At 62.8% G+C, this 12,780-nt stretch carries 15 protein-coding genes; 8 read left to right on the forward strand and 7 right to left on the reverse strand.

Annotated elements, in window-relative coordinates:
* Positions 1 to 266: 266 nt before the first annotated feature.
* Genes ribBA through nrdR form a run of 4 tightly spaced genes read right to left on the reverse strand, consistent with a single transcriptional unit; the run spans position 267 to position 3,678 of the window.
* A complete protein-coding gene (ribBA, locus tag AACY31_RS12285; protein ID WP_339481525.1) occupies positions 267 to 1,358 on the reverse strand; it encodes a bifunctional 3,4-dihydroxy-2-butanone-4-phosphate synthase/GTP cyclohydrolase II in 1,092 nt (363 codons plus the stop codon).
* 16 nt (positions 1,359 to 1,374) lie between these two features.
* The gene (locus AACY31_RS12290; RefSeq protein ID WP_339481523.1) at positions 1,375 to 2,037 is read right to left on the reverse strand and encodes a riboflavin synthase; all 663 of its coding nucleotides are present in this window, start codon (positions 2,035 to 2,037) and stop codon (positions 1,375 to 1,377) included.
* 46 nt (positions 2,038 to 2,083) lie between these two features.
* Entirely contained in the window at positions 2,084 to 3,217 is a 1,134-nt protein-coding gene (gene ribD, locus AACY31_RS12295; RefSeq protein WP_339481521.1) for a bifunctional diaminohydroxyphosphoribosylaminopyrimidine deaminase/5-amino-6-(5-phosphoribosylamino)uracil reductase RibD, read from the reverse strand.
* The gene (gene nrdR, locus AACY31_RS12300; protein ID WP_013694316.1) at positions 3,214 to 3,678 is read right to left on the reverse strand and encodes a transcriptional regulator NrdR; all 465 of its coding nucleotides are present in this window, start codon (positions 3,676 to 3,678) and stop codon (positions 3,214 to 3,216) included. Before nrdR ends, ribD begins: the two co-directional genes overlap by 4 nt.
* Positions 3,679 to 3,805: 127 nt before the next feature.
* Between nrdR and AACY31_RS12305 the strand changes: the two genes are divergently transcribed.
* The 3 genes from AACY31_RS12305 (at position 3,806) to trxA (ending at position 6,000) form a co-directional block, all read left to right on the forward strand.
* Positions 3,806 to 4,270: a hypothetical protein gene (locus tag AACY31_RS12305; RefSeq protein WP_339491711.1), complete on the forward strand. Its 465-nt coding sequence runs from the start codon at positions 3,806 to 3,808 to the stop codon at positions 4,268 to 4,270.
* Positions 4,267 to 4,923: a class I SAM-dependent methyltransferase gene (locus AACY31_RS12310; protein ID WP_339481518.1), complete on the forward strand. Its 657-nt coding sequence runs from the start codon at positions 4,267 to 4,269 to the stop codon at positions 4,921 to 4,923. Before AACY31_RS12305 ends, AACY31_RS12310 begins: the two co-directional genes overlap by 4 nt.
* A gap of 204 nt (positions 4,924 to 5,127) precedes the next feature.
* Entirely contained in the window at positions 5,128 to 6,000 is an 873-nt protein-coding gene (trxA, locus tag AACY31_RS12315) for a thioredoxin (protein WP_339491713.1), read from the forward strand.
* Positions 6,001 to 6,108: 108 nt separating this feature from the next.
* Here the strand turns inward: trxA and AACY31_RS12320 are convergent, their stop codons facing one another.
* On the reverse strand, positions 6,109 to 6,459 hold the full coding sequence (locus tag AACY31_RS12320) for a hypothetical protein (RefSeq protein WP_339504528.1): 351 nt from the start codon (positions 6,457 to 6,459) through the stop codon (positions 6,109 to 6,111).
* A 120-nt stretch (positions 6,460 to 6,579) separates the two neighbouring features.
* Between AACY31_RS12320 and AACY31_RS12325 the strand changes: the two genes are divergently transcribed.
* From AACY31_RS12325 to AACY31_RS12345, 5 genes are all read left to right on the forward strand, one after another.
* Positions 6,580 to 7,170, forward strand: a complete 591-nt coding sequence (locus AACY31_RS12325) for a DUF2796 domain-containing protein (RefSeq protein WP_339481512.1) — start codon at positions 6,580 to 6,582, stop codon at positions 7,168 to 7,170.
* Between the two features lie 93 nt (positions 7,171 to 7,263).
* The gene (locus AACY31_RS12330) at positions 7,264 to 7,974 is read left to right on the forward strand and encodes an ABC transporter ATP-binding protein (protein ID WP_339504529.1); all 711 of its coding nucleotides are present in this window, start codon (positions 7,264 to 7,266) and stop codon (positions 7,972 to 7,974) included.
* Position 7,975: 1 nt separating this feature from the next.
* Complete coding sequence (locus AACY31_RS12335; protein ID WP_339491716.1) at positions 7,976 to 9,241, forward strand: ABC transporter permease; 1,266 nt, start codon at positions 7,976 to 7,978, stop codon at positions 9,239 to 9,241.
* 11 nt (positions 9,242 to 9,252) lie between these two features.
* Positions 9,253 to 9,771: a DUF3299 domain-containing protein gene (locus AACY31_RS12340; RefSeq protein WP_339481509.1), complete on the forward strand. Its 519-nt coding sequence runs from the start codon at positions 9,253 to 9,255 to the stop codon at positions 9,769 to 9,771.
* Between the two features lie 224 nt (positions 9,772 to 9,995).
* Entirely contained in the window at positions 9,996 to 10,694 is a 699-nt protein-coding gene (locus AACY31_RS12345; RefSeq protein ID WP_339481507.1) for an OmpW/AlkL family protein, read from the forward strand.
* A 138-nt stretch (positions 10,695 to 10,832) separates the two neighbouring features.
* Here AACY31_RS12345 and AACY31_RS12350 read toward each other — a convergent pair whose 3' ends face one another.
* Both AACY31_RS12350 and AACY31_RS12355 read right to left on the reverse strand, forming a co-directional pair.
* Positions 10,833 to 11,762, reverse strand: a complete 930-nt coding sequence (locus AACY31_RS12350) for an NAD-dependent epimerase/dehydratase family protein (RefSeq protein ID WP_339481505.1) — start codon at positions 11,760 to 11,762, stop codon at positions 10,833 to 10,835.
* Positions 11,755 to 12,639 carry a sugar nucleotide-binding protein gene (locus AACY31_RS12355; protein ID WP_339504530.1) on the reverse strand — a complete coding sequence of 295 codons (885 nt, stop codon included), beginning with the start codon at positions 12,637 to 12,639 and terminating at the stop codon, positions 11,755 to 11,757. The genes AACY31_RS12350 and AACY31_RS12355 overlap by 8 nt, the downstream gene beginning before the upstream one ends.
* Positions 12,640 to 12,780 lie beyond the last annotated feature (141 nt).

Consider the following 12,780-nt stretch of genomic DNA (forward strand, 5'->3'; position numbering starts at 1 on the left):
ATTAGCCACGAATACAGGGCTGTGGATCCCGCCATCTCGTTCACTTGCACATCGTTGTGGCGAGGACACTTACTCCCGCCGAACCACGTCGTAGGGGCTGTCGAGTGCAACGAGGCTGCGATCTTTACCCAGACACTTGAATCTCAAGCGAAAGATCAAAATCAAAAAATCGCAGCCTTCGGCAGCTCCTACACCCGCCGGGAGCAAACTCCCTCACCACATAAAATCAGCAAGCCTTGAACAATAATGCCGAAATCTCCGGGCCATTATTCGGAGGGCACGTATTCTACAACTTCCAGATCGAAACCGGATATCGCATTAAATTTCATCGGTGCGCTCATCAGGCGCATTTTACGCACGCCCAAGTCACGAAGGATCTGCGAACCGGCACCGACAATGCTGTAGGTAGTCGGTTTTTTTACCGCCGCCTGGTCACTGGTTTCGCGGATGTGCGCCAACAGCACGTCGCCATCGAGTGGATGCCCGAGCAGCAGCACCACGCCGCTGCCCGCCTCGGCCACCGCAGCCATGGCGGCCCGCAGGCTCCAGCGGCCAGGTTGCTTGACCATCAGCAGGTCGCGCAGTGGGTCCATGTTGTGCACACGCACCAGGGTCGGTTCTTCGGCGCACACGGTGCCCAGGGTCAGCGCCATGTGCACGTCACCTTCCACCGAGTCGCGGTAGGTCACCAGGTTGAACTGGCCCAGTTCGCTGTCCAGTGGCTGCTCGGCAATCCGCTGAACGGTACGCTCGTGGATCATCCGGTAGTGGATCAGGTCGGCGATGGTGCCAATCTTGATGTTGTGTTCGGCGGCGAAGGCTTCCAGCTCCGCACGACGGGACATGGTGCCGTCGTCGTTCATCACTTCGCAGATCACGCCGCTGGCTTCGAAACCGGCCATGCGCGCCAGGTCGCATGCTGCTTCGGTGTGACCGGCACGGGCCAGGGTGCCACCGGCCTGGGCCATCAGCGGGAAGATGTGACCGGGGCTAACGATGTCTTCGGCCTTGGCGTCTTTCGCGGCGGCAGCCTGCACGGTGCGTGCACGATCAGCCGCAGAGATCCCGGTGGTCACGCCTTCGGCGGCCTCGATGGACACGGTGAACTTGGTGCCGAAACCCGAACCATTGCGCGGCGCCATCAGCGGCAGTTTCAGCAGCTCGCAGCGTTCGCGGGTCATCGGCATGCAGATCAGCCCACGGGCGTGCTTGGCCATGAAGTTGATGTGTTCGGCCTTGCAGCATTCGGCGGCCATGATCAGGTCGCCTTCGTTCTCGCGGTCTTCGTCATCCATGAGGATGACCATCTTGCCTTGGCGGATGTCTTCAACCAGTTCTTCGATGCTATTGAGCGCCACGCGGCACCCCCTTGGGTCAGGATTTTAGGTAGCCGTTGGCGGCCAGAAAACTTTCAGTGATGTTACCCGAGGCAGGCTCTGCGGCCTTTTCGCCCAACAGCAGGCGCTCCAGGTAACGGGCCAGCAAGTCGACTTCCAGGTTGACCCGGCGACCTGGCCGATACGCGGCCATGATGGTTTCGCTCAAGGTGTGGGGAATGATCGTCAGCAGGAATTCGGCGCCATCCACCGCGTTGACCGTCAGGCTGGTGCCGTCGACGGTGATCGAGCCTTTATGGGCGATGTACTTGGCCAATGCCTTCGGCGCACGGATGCGAAACTCCACGGCCCGGGCGTTATCAGTGCGCGAGACCACTTCGCCGACGCCGTCCACGTGGCCGCTGACCAGGTGCCCACCCAAGCGAGTGGTGGGGGTCAGGGCTTTTTCCAGGTTAACCGGGCTGCCGCTCTTGAGGTCGTTCATGGCCGTGCAGTCGAGGGTTTCGCGGCTGACGTCCGCCAGGAAACCGTTGCCTGGCAATTCGACGGCCGTCAGGCACACGCCGTTTACCGCGATGCTGTCGCCCAACTTGACGTCGCTCAGGTCGAGCTTGCCGGTTTCGACGTAGACCCGCACATCGCCGCCCTTGGGGGTGAGTGCACGGATGCTGCCGATGGATTCGATGATGCCGGTAAACATGGAGTCCTCCTCGAGAACGGGCCACCGCTTGCGCGAAAGCCGGGAATTATACGCTCGCCTGCGCAACGGGAACGGCGATGACTCGCCAGTCATCGCCCACGGCGCGGATTTCGGTGATTTTCAGCTGCGGGGCGTCTTTCATCTGCGCCAGCGGCCAGTCCAACAGCGGCCGCGCCGAAGAACCGAGGAACTTGCCGGCGATGAAAATCTGGAACTCGTCGACCAGCCCTTGCCGGGCGAAAGCCCCCGCCAGGCGCGGACCGGCTTCCACCAGCACCTCGTTGACGCCACGGCCAGCCAGCTCCACCAGCAGGTGATGCAGATCGACCTGGCCGTCATCGCCCGCCACGATCATGCATTCAGGACCGTTGGCGTATTGTTCTTCCACCGCCATGCAGGTAGCGACCAACGCCGGGCCAGCCTTGAAAAACGCGGCATCCAGCGGCACTCGCAGGCGCCCGTCCACCAGCACCCGCAGCGGCGGACGGCTCATGGCCAACGCGGTCTGCTCGGCATCGAGCCCCAGTTCGTCGGCGCGCACGGTCAGCCGGGCGTTGTCCGCCAGCACCGTGTCGGCACCGGTCAGTACCACGCTGGCCTGGGCGCGCAGGCGTTGGACCGCCGCGCGTGCGGCGGCGCCGGTGATCCACTGGCTTTCGCCGCTTTCCATGGCGGTGCGACCATCGAGGCTCATGGCGAGCTTGACCCGCACGAACGGCAGGCCCTGCTCCATGCGCTTGAGAAAACCTTCATTGAGCTGGCGTGCTTCGCCCTCCAGCACGCCGCTTTCGGTGGCGATACCGGCCTGGGCCAGCCGTTGCAGGCCGCGCCCGGCGACTTCCGGGTTGGGGTCCTGCATCGCCGCCACCACCCGCGCCACACCGGCGTTGACCAGCGCATCGGCACAAGGCGGCGTACGCCCGTGATGGCTGCACGGTTCAAGGGTCACGTAGGCTGTGGCGCCGCGCGCCTGTTCGCCAGCGGCGCGCAGGGCATGGACTTCGGCATGGGGTTCACCGGCGCGGATGTGCCAGCCTTCGCCGACAATCTGCCCGTCACACACGATCACGCATCCGACCCGGGGATTGGGGTGAGTGGTGTAGTGACCGCGCCGCGCCAACTCCAGGGCACGGGCCATGTAGTGGGCGTCGAGGATGGCCTGCTGCGCCGAGGCGGTCATTCTTTCACCGGTTCGCGGGCCAGGCGGTCGATTTCTTCGCGGAACTCGTTCAGGTCCTGGAAGCGCCGGTACACCGAGGCGAAACGGATGTAGGCGACTTCATCGAGCTTCTGCAGCTCGGCCATCACCAGCTCACCGACCACCAGGGATTTGACCTCGCGCTCGCCGGTCGCCCGCAGCTTGTGCTTGATGTGCACCAGCGCCGCTTCCAGGCGCTCGACGCTCACCGGGCGTTTTTCCAGGGCGCGCTGCATGCCGGCGCGCAGTTTTTCTTCATCGAACGGCTGGCGGCTGCCGTCGGTTTTGATCAGGCGCGGCAACACCAGTTCAGCGGTCTCGAACGTCGTGAAACGTTCGCCGCAAGCCAGGCATTCGCGGCGGCGGCGGACTTGTTCGCCCTCGGCGACCAGTCGCGAGTCGATGACCTTGGTGTCGTTGGCACCGCAGAAGGGACAGTGCATGGTGGCAGGCAACAAAAAAAGGGAGGGCCATGGTAGCGCATCCCACTGGCAAGACAAGCCATAGGGTTTACGGTATATAGACGGGCCTACCGCCAGATCCATGGAATTCACCTTGCAGGAGCCACACATGCCGCTACGATCGCTCGTTTTGCTCAGTCTTTTCAGCCTGCTGATGGCGTGCAGCAGCGACGCACCCAAGCCCGCTGCCCCCGCACCGGCCCCCGCGCCGAAACAGGCCCAGGAAAAAGCCCGACAGGCGGTCGAGCTGGGGCCGCTGCCAGCGTATCAACGCGAATTGAGCGGCATCTTGCACGGCATCCCGGCCGGGGCCGAGGTCGAACTGGCGTTGCTGGTGATCGATGACAAGGGCCGTCCGCAGAAATTGCTCGCCAGCTCCAGCCTGATCGGCACCAACCAGGCCCTGCCCTTCCACGTGCGTTTCAACCCTGATGCCTTCCCGGTCGGCGCCCGCGTGGAGCTGCGTGGCCGCGCCAGCCAGTCGGGCCAGTTGATCCTGCACCTGCCGGAACGACGCATCAGCCAACCGACCACCCAGGCACTGGGCACCCTGCAATTCGTCAAAGCGCCATGAGTGCACCGCAAGACCTGCAACGGGCGTTGAGTGAGTTGCTGGGCGACGCGCGCCTGGTGGCCTGCCCGCTACCCGGCGTTGACTTGAAATTGTGGCTGATCGACGGCGACAACATGGACCGTGCCTTCAGCCCGGATGAAACCCGCCGCATTCTCCACGAGCCGCCCTATTGGAGCTTCTGTTGGGCCAGCGGTCTGGCGATGGCGCGCTATCTGGCCGAACAGCCGCAGCGGGTCGAGGGCAAGCGCATATTGGATTTTGGCGCCGGCTCCGGCGTGGCGGGCATCGCAGCGGTCAAGGCTGGGGCGCTGGAGGTGGTGGCCTGCGACCTGGACCCACTGGCGATTGCCGCGTGCCAGGCCAATGCCGTACTCAATGGCGTGGCGCTGGGTTATTCGACGGATTTCTTCGCCGAGGCTGATCGCTTCGACCTGATCCTGGTCGCCGACGTGCTCTACGACCGGGCCAACCTGCCGCTGCTCGATCAATTTCTCAGCCGTGGCCGTGAGGCGTTGGTGGCCGATTCCCGGGTGCGGGATTTCCAGCATCCGCTGTACCGACGCATCGAAATGCTCCAGGCCATGACCTTGCCGGACCTGGCCGAACCGGAGGAGTTTCGGCATGTGAGCCTGTACCACGCGCGGCGCGGCTAGGATAAAAGCTTCGCGAGCAAGCCCGCTCCCACAGTCGATCTCCTGTGGATACAAAATTCGTGTACACCGCCAATCCAATGTGGAAGCGGGCTTGTTCGCGAAGGTGTCCTACCAGACCGAACAAGACGAAAGACCTCCCCCGCTTTCAGCCTCCCCCCACCAAGCCGTATAGTTGCCCCATTCAAGCGCTCTACGAGATTGCCCATGACTCAGGAAACGCCCTACATCTTCGACGCCACCACGGCCGATTTCGACCAGTCGGTGATTGCCAACTCTTTCCACAAACCGGTGCTGGTGGATTTCTGGGCCGAGTGGTGTGCGCCGTGCAAGGCACTGATGCCGATGCTGCAAACCATTGCCGAGAGCTATCAGGGCGAACTGCTGCTGGCCAAGGTCAACTGCGACATCGAGCAGGACATTGTCGCCCGCTTCGGCATTCGCAGCCTGCCAACGGTGGTGTTGTTCAAGGACGGCCAACCCGTCGACGGCTTTGCCGGTGCCCAGCCGGAATCGGCCGTGCGCACAATGCTCGAGCCTCATGTGCAGATGCCGCCTCCGGCCGCGGCTGACCCATTCGAACAGGCCCAGGCGTTGTTCGATGACGGGCGTTTCGCCGACGCCGAAGCCGTGCTCACGGTATTGCTGGGTGAAGACAACACCAACGCCCGGACCCTGATCCTGTATGCCCGCTGCCTGACCGAGCGCGGTGAGCTGGACGAAGCGCAGACCGTGCTCGACGCGGTAAAAAGCGACGAGCACAAGGCCCCCCTCGCCGGCGCCAAGGCGCAGATCCAATTCCTCGGCCTGGCCAAGCACCTGCCGGACGCCGCCGATCTCAAGGCGCGCCTGGCGAAAGACCCGCAGGACGATGAAGCGGTGTACCAACTGGCGATCCAGCAACTGGCGCGCCAGCAGTACGAAGCGGCCCTCGATGCGCTGCTCAAACTGTTCGTGCGTAACCGCAGCTATAGCGAAGGCCTGCCCCACAAGACCTTGCTGCAAGTATTCGAACTGCTGGGCAACGACCATCCGCTGGTGACGACTTATCGTCGCAAGCTGTTCGCAGCGTTGTATTGATCGCCCTGTAGGAGCTGCCGAAGGCTGCGATCTTTTGATCTTTTGATCTTTCGCTCGAGACTCAAGCGTTAGGGGTAAAGATCGCAGCCTCGCTTCGCTCGTCAGCTCCTACGCGGTTTCGTGCCAGCTGTAGAGCGGTGTGTCGGTGCCGCTGATGACTTTTACATCCGGGCTATGGCGCAAGCGCACCAACAGGCGCTTGCCCGCCGAGGCGCTGCCGGTCAGGCCTTCGAGCTGTTCCAGCAAGTCCGGGCCGCTCAGTTGCCCGGCCTTGCGCAGCAACTCCTTGGCGATCTGCCACTGGGTATCGTCCGGGTTCGCCGGCTTGGCCGACGGTGCCGCCACGTCCTCGGGCTTGGCCACTTGCAACTGCGCGCCGAGCTGCGCCCAGTCGCCCTCATCCATTTCGATCGACAAGTCCACCGGCCAATCGCCGATGGTTCCGCGTATCCGCAACATCACCGTGCTCCTGAATATTTCATGTGCGCATGCTCCCATGGCCCTTGCGCGACGCCAAGCAGACGGTCAAACTCTCCGCACTTTCGTTATAAGATTACATAACCTTTTCGGAGACCCGTCATGCGTCGTCTGCTTCTCGCTTTGCCGTTCGCCCTGCTGCCATTGGCTGTCGCTCACGCGGCGGTCGAGCATGACCATGACCACGATCATGAGCACGCAAGCCTCGGCGCCCATGAACACGGTGTGGGTCGATTGAACGCCGCCTTGGACGGCCAGACCCTGGATTTGGAACTGGAAAGCCCGGCGATGAACCTGGTGGGCTTCGAACACGCCGCCACCAGCGATGCCGACAAGGCCAAGGTCGCCGCCGTACGCGCGCAGTTGGACAAGCCACTGGCGTTGTTCAACCTGCCGGCCGCCGCCAAATGCAGCGTGGCCCAACAGGAACTGGCAAGCCCGTTGTTCGGCGATGAACCAGACCACGAAGACCATGACGAAGATGCCGACGGCGACGAGCACCACGGCGAACACAGTGAGATCCATGCCCACTACCAATTCACCTGCGCTGCCCCGGGTGCACTGAAGAACCTGGACCTGGCGACCCTGTTCAAAACCTTCCCGGCCACCCAGAAAATTCAGGTACAACTGATCAGCCCGAGCGGCCAGCAAGGCGTGGAAGTGACGGCCAAGGCGCCAGCCCTGAAATTCTGATTCAGCGCAAAACCCAATGTGGGAGCAAGCCTGGTGGGAGCAAGCTCAGCTCCCACTGGTGTTCCACAGGTTCCACTACTTGAAGCGGCAAACATGACCCAAGCACTCATCGAATTGTCCAACCTGGGCTTCAGCTGGCCCGGGCATCCGCCATTGCTGGATATCCCGGCGTTTCGCCTGGAGGCCGGTGAGACGCTGTTTCTCAAGGGCCCGAGCGGCAGCGGCAAAACCACCTTGCTGGGGCTGCTGGGCGGTGTGCAGACACAGGATCGCGGCAGCATCCGCCTGCTCGGCCAGGAACTCACCGAACTGGGCGCCGGCAGTCGCGATCGGTTTCGCGTCGACCACACCGGCTATATCTTCCAGCAGTTCAACCTGCTGCCGTTTCTCTCGGTACGCGAAAACGTCGAACTGCCCTGTCACTTTTCCAAGCTACGTGCGCAACGGGCCATCCAGCGCCACGGCAGCGTCGATCAAGCCGCCGCCACGCTGCTGGCCCACCTGGGGCTGACCGATCCAAACCTGCTGGAGCGGCGCGCCGACTCGTTGTCCATCGGCCAGCAACAACGGGTCGCCGCCGCCCGGGCGCTGATCGGCCAACCGGAACTGGTCATCGCTGACGAGCCGACTTCAGCCCTGGACTACGACGCCCGGGAAAACTTCCTGCGGCTGTTGTTCGCCGAATGCCGCGAGGCCGGGTCGAGCCTGTTATTCGTCAGCCACGACCAGAGCCTGGCGCCGCTGTTCGACCGCAACCTGTCGCTGGCCAATCTCAATCGCGCCGCCACGCCACTCGAGGTTTGAGATGTATTTGTTCCGTCTAGCCATGGCCAGCCTGGCGAACCGTCGCTTCACGGCGATCCTCACCGCGTTTGCCATCGCCCTTTCTGTTTGTTTGTTGCTGGCAGTGGAGCGGGTACGTACCGAGGCGCGGGCCAGTTTCGCCAGCACCATCAGTGGCACCGACCTGATCGTCGGCGCCCGCTCCGGCTCCGTGAACCTGCTGTTGTATTCAGTGTTTCGTATCGGCAACGCCACCAACAACATCCGCTGGGACAGCTTCGAACATTTCGCCAGCAACCCGAAAGTGAAGTGGGCGATCCCCATGTCCCTTGGCGATTCCCACCGTGGCTATCGGGTGATGGGCACCACCGAGGCCTACTTCGAGCATTACCAGTACGGCCGCCAGCAACACCTGGAACTGGCCGCCGGCCGGGCTTTCGCCACCGATCCGTTCGAAGTGGTGCTGGGTGCCGAGGTGGCCGAGGCGCTGCACTACAAGCTCGGCGACAAGCTGGTGCTGGCCCACGGTGTGGCGGTGGTCAGCCTGGTCAAGCACGACGACAAGCCCTTCACCGTGGTCGGGATTCTCAAGCGCACCGGCACCCCGGTGGACCGCACGCTGCACATTAGCCTCGGCGGCATTGAGGCGATCCACATCGACTGGAAAAACGGCGTGCCGGCCCAGGGCAATGGCCGCATCAGCGCCGACCAGGCCCGCAACATGGACCTCACACCCCAGGCGATCACCGCGCTCATGCTCGGTCTTAACAGCAAGATTTCCACCTTTGCCTTGCAACGCGAGATCAACGAATTCCGCGGTGAGCCGTTGCTGGCTATCCTGCCGGGCGTGGCGCTGCAGGAATTGTGGAGCCTGATGGGCACGGCGGAAAAAGCCTTGTTCGTGATTTCGTTGTTCGTGGTGCTCACCGGGTTGATCGGCATGCTCACGGCGATCCTCACCAGTCTCAATGAGCGTCGCCGGGAAATGGCGATCCTGCGTTCGGTGGGCGCGCGGCCGTGGCACATCGCGACGCTGCTGGTGCTCGAAGCCTTCGCCCTGGCGCTGGCCGGGGTGACCGCTGGACTGGCCTTGCTGTACATCGGCATCGCCGCCGCCCAGGGTTACGTGCAGTCGGCCTATGGCTTGTATCTGCCGCTGAGCTGGCCGAGCGAATATGAATGGATGCTGCTGGCTGGCATCCTGCTCGCCGCCCTGCTGATGGGCAGTGTGCCGGCCTGGCGCGCCTATCGCCAATCGTTGGCCGACGGCCTGTCGATCCGTCTATGAGGACCTTGAAGATGCCCCGCGCCCTGCTTGCCCTGTTGATGATGGTCGCCCTGCCCCTGTGTGCGGCCGAGCCGAGGGACCTGGCCTGGTCAGAAATGATCCCGCCGGACGCGCCGCCGGAAGTGCCGAATATGACCCCGCTGCACGATTTGTCGAAGATGAGCGATGCCCTGGCCGCCGAGTCCAGTCCAGCCGCCAAGCAGGATCTGCCCAATGCCCCGGTGGTCAAGGCCCTCGATGGCCAGCAGATTCGTTTGCCGGGCTACATCGTGCCGTTGGAAGTCAGCGAGGAAGGTCGCACCACGGACTTTTTGCTGGTGCCGTATTTCGGCGCCTGCATCCACGTACCGCCACCGCCGTCCAACCAGATCGTGCATGTGAAAAGTGAAATTGGGGTCAAGCTCGACGAGTTGTATCAACCGTACTGGGTCGAAGGGCCGATGCAGGTCAAGCCGTCCACCAGTGATCTGGCCGATGCCGGGTATCAGATGGAGGCCGAGAAGATTTATGTGTATGAGTTGCCGGAGTAAGTCCGGTAGTGATGTGTGGTTTTTGAGGTCGCTATGGCGAGCAGGCTCGCTCCCACAGTTGGATCGTATTTCTTCTGAAGAAACTCGATCCCATGTGGGAGCGAGTTTGTTCGCGATGGCACCCTCAAATTTCACATCAGCGATTTTATTGAGCTGAGTCAAAAGACCGGGCCAGACGGCTTCGTATCATGGGACATTAAATTTTGATGCCCTCTGGAGCCCTCATGAACAAGTCCTTGCTCAGCGCTTCCCTCGTTGCCCTCGCGCTCACAGCCCCACTCGCCCAGGCCCACACGGCCGGCGATATTATCGTTCGCGCCGGTGCTATCACCGTCAACCCGGAAGCCGACAGCTCCAGCGTCAAGGTAGACCGTGGCCCTCTGGCCGGCGCCGACCTGGGCGGCAAGGCGACCATGAGCAGCGACACGCAGCTGGGCTTGAACTTCGCCTACATGATCACCAATAACCTGGGGATCGAACTGCTGGCGGCCTCGCCGTTCGAGCATGACGTAAAAATCAAAGGCACCGCCCTGGGCGCGGCCAACAATAAGCTCGGCACCCTCAAGCACCTGCCGCCAACCCTGAGCCTGGTCTACTACCCACTCGACGCCAAGTCGACGTTCCAGCCTTATGTCGGCGCGGGCATCAACTACACCTGGATCTACGACGAACACGTTGGCAGCGAAGCCAGTGCCAATGGCTTCAGCAATTTCCGCGCGAGCAACAGTTGGGGTATGGCATGGCAAGTGGGCGCTGACTACATGTTGACCGACAACGTCATGATCAACGGCCAGATTCGCTACATCGACATCGACACCACCGCGTATGTGGACAACAACGCCGTGGCCGGCGGCACACGGGCCAAGGTGAATGTCGATGTGGACCCATGGATCTACATGGTCGGGTTGGGCTACAAGTTCTGACCCACACTTGAGGGTAAGAAAAAACGGTGGGAGCGAGCCTGCTCGCGATAACGGTGGATCAGTCAGCAATATTGTTGACTGACACTGCGCTATCGCGAGCAGGCTCGCTCCCACATTTAGTTCATGGTTGCTGAGAACTCAGCGCCCCAACAACCGCGCCAGCCCCACGCTCATCGGTGTTTGCGGTGGAAAACTGAAGCGCTGCAACAGCCGATGGTTGTCGGCCCGCGAATGACGGATGTCGCCGGAGCGCGCCGGGCCGTAGCTGATCGGCGGCAGATCGCCCACCACGGCGGCCAGGGCCTGGAGCATCTGCTTGAGGGTCGTGGCCTGGTTCCAGCCGACGTTCACCGCGCCCACTTCCACCTCAGGCTTCTCGATGGCCTGCACCAGCAAATCCACCAGATCTTCGACGTAGACAAAATCCCGGGTCTGCTCGCCGTCGCCAAACACGGTGATCGGCAGGCCTTTCTGCGCCCGTTCGCTGAAGATGCTGATGACCCCGGAATACGGCGAGGACGGATCCTGGCGCGGGCCGTAGATGTTGAAGAAGCGGAACACCACCGGCTCCAGGTCATGCTGGCGACGATAGAAGTCAAAGTAGAACTCGCTGGCCAGCTTGTCCGAGGCATACGGCGTAAGCGGAGCCTTGGGGGTTTCTTCGTCGATGGACTCGCCTTCGCCGTTGTTGCCGTAGACCGCTGCGCTGGAGGCGAACAGCACCCGTTTCACACCGTTCTGGCGCATGGCTTCGCAGACATTCAGGGTGCCAATGAAATTGCTCTGGTGGGTGCGCACAGGGTCGTCCACCGAGGCTTGCACCGAGGCCACCGCCGCCAGGTGCGCCACGGCGCTACAACCGGCCATGGCCCGCGCCACCAGCGCGGGATCGGCGACGTCGCCTTCGATCAGTTCGAGCGCGGGGTTGTCCAGCGGCAGGTTGCTGCGTTTGCCGGTGGACAGGTCATCGAGGATGCGCACCGAATGTCCCTTGGCGAGCAAGGCGTCGGTCAGGTGCGAACCAATGAAACCCGCGCCGCCGGTGATTAAAACAGGGCCTTCAGCCATGGCGATAAAACCTATCCAGTAAGCTCGGGAGTGCCGCGCGCCAGGCGCGGGGCTTGATCCCGAAAGTGTGCAGAATTTTCTTGCAGGCCAGCACCGCGTGCTGCGGTTCTTCCGCGGCGTCCGGCCGTGCGGCATGGGCCTGGGCGGTGGGCGACTCGATGGCCAGCGGATGCAGGGCGCGGGCTTCGGTGAGGATCGCCTGGCCCAGCGCCAGCGGTGTAGTCGCCTCGTGGCCGGCGTAATGATAGGTGCCCCACAGCGGCGCGGCGCAATCGAGTTGCTTGAGCACCGAGATGATCACGCGCGCGGCATCGTCCACCGGCGTCGGGTTACCGCGGCGGTCGTCAGCCAGCAACAGCTCTTCGGGTTGTTCGGCCTGGGCCAGGAAACGCCCGAGAATGCCATCGCCGCTGTCGTCCAGCAGCCAGCCAAACCGCAGCAGCACGTGTTGCGGGCAGGTGGCGCGCACGCTTTGCTCGATCCGCCACAGCGCCTGGCCGCGCACGCCCAGGGGCACGGGCTCGTCCTTCTCGCTGTAGGCCGTGGCGCGGGAACCATCGAACACGCGATAGCTCGAGGGTTGCAGCAAAACGATGTTGTGATGCTGGCACAGCTCAGCCAGGCGCTCGACAGCGCGCTCCTGGCTGGCCAGGCGCTGCTCGCTGACGGCCTCGGCCTGGAACCAGTCGAAGTAGTACGCCAGGTTGATCAAGGCGTCCGGGCGGGTGTCGTCGAGCAGTTGCGTCAGGCTCGCGGCATCCCAACCGTCTTCGGGTGGGCGGGGGGCAAGAAAACCGATGTCTTCTTCTGCACCGAGGCGAATCAGCGCCTGCCCAAGGGCATTTCCGCCGCCCAGTAACATAAGGCGCATTCGCATAAAGTCAGCAGGCCCAGTCTATTGGCACAAAAATGAGGTCGACAACGCCCACAGGCGTTGCCGGAATCGTTGCATTTTGCGGGTTTAGTGCGCAACCGTCATCCGCAATGTGCAGATCCTGGGTTTTTGGCCGACTTCAAG

Origin of the sequence: Pseudomonas sp. RL_105y_Pfl2_101, assembly GCF_963970585.1 — a bacterium.
Taxonomy (GTDB): domain Bacteria; phylum Pseudomonadota; class Gammaproteobacteria; order Pseudomonadales; family Pseudomonadaceae; genus Aquipseudomonas.

Coding starts and splice junctions, on each gene's coding strand:
- AACY31_RS12290 (WP_339481523.1), bottom strand. CDS start 2,037: ATGTTTACCGGCATCATCGAATCCATCGGCAGCATCCGTGCACTCACC.
- ribD (WP_339481521.1), bottom strand. CDS start 3,217: ATGACCGCCTCGGCGCAGCAGGCCATCCTCGACGCCCACTACATGGCC.
- nrdR (WP_013694316.1), bottom strand. CDS start 3,678: ATGCACTGTCCCTTCTGCGGTGCCAACGACACCAAGGTCATCGACTCG.
- AACY31_RS12305 (WP_339491711.1), top strand. CDS start 3,806: ATGCCGCTACGATCGCTCGTTTTGCTCAGTCTTTTCAGCCTGCTGATG.
- AACY31_RS12310 (WP_339481518.1), top strand. CDS start 4,267: ATGAGTGCACCGCAAGACCTGCAACGGGCGTTGAGTGAGTTGCTGGGC.
- trxA (WP_339491713.1), top strand. CDS start 5,128: ATGACTCAGGAAACGCCCTACATCTTCGACGCCACCACGGCCGATTTC.
- AACY31_RS12320 (WP_339504528.1), bottom strand. CDS start 6,459: ATGTTGCGGATACGCGGAACCATCGGCGATTGGCCGGTGGACTTGTCG.
- AACY31_RS12325 (WP_339481512.1), top strand. CDS start 6,580: ATGCGTCGTCTGCTTCTCGCTTTGCCGTTCGCCCTGCTGCCATTGGCT.
- AACY31_RS12330 (WP_339504529.1), top strand. CDS start 7,264: ATGACCCAAGCACTCATCGAATTGTCCAACCTGGGCTTCAGCTGGCCC.
- AACY31_RS12335 (WP_339491716.1), top strand. CDS start 7,976: ATGTATTTGTTCCGTCTAGCCATGGCCAGCCTGGCGAACCGTCGCTTC.
- AACY31_RS12340 (WP_339481509.1), top strand. CDS start 9,253: ATGCCCCGCGCCCTGCTTGCCCTGTTGATGATGGTCGCCCTGCCCCTG.
- AACY31_RS12345 (WP_339481507.1), top strand. CDS start 9,996: ATGAACAAGTCCTTGCTCAGCGCTTCCCTCGTTGCCCTCGCGCTCACA.
- AACY31_RS12350 (WP_339481505.1), bottom strand. CDS start 11,762: ATGGCTGAAGGCCCTGTTTTAATCACCGGCGGCGCGGGTTTCATTGGT.
- AACY31_RS12355 (WP_339504530.1), bottom strand. CDS start 12,639: ATGCGAATGCGCCTTATGTTACTGGGCGGCGGAAATGCCCTTGGGCAG.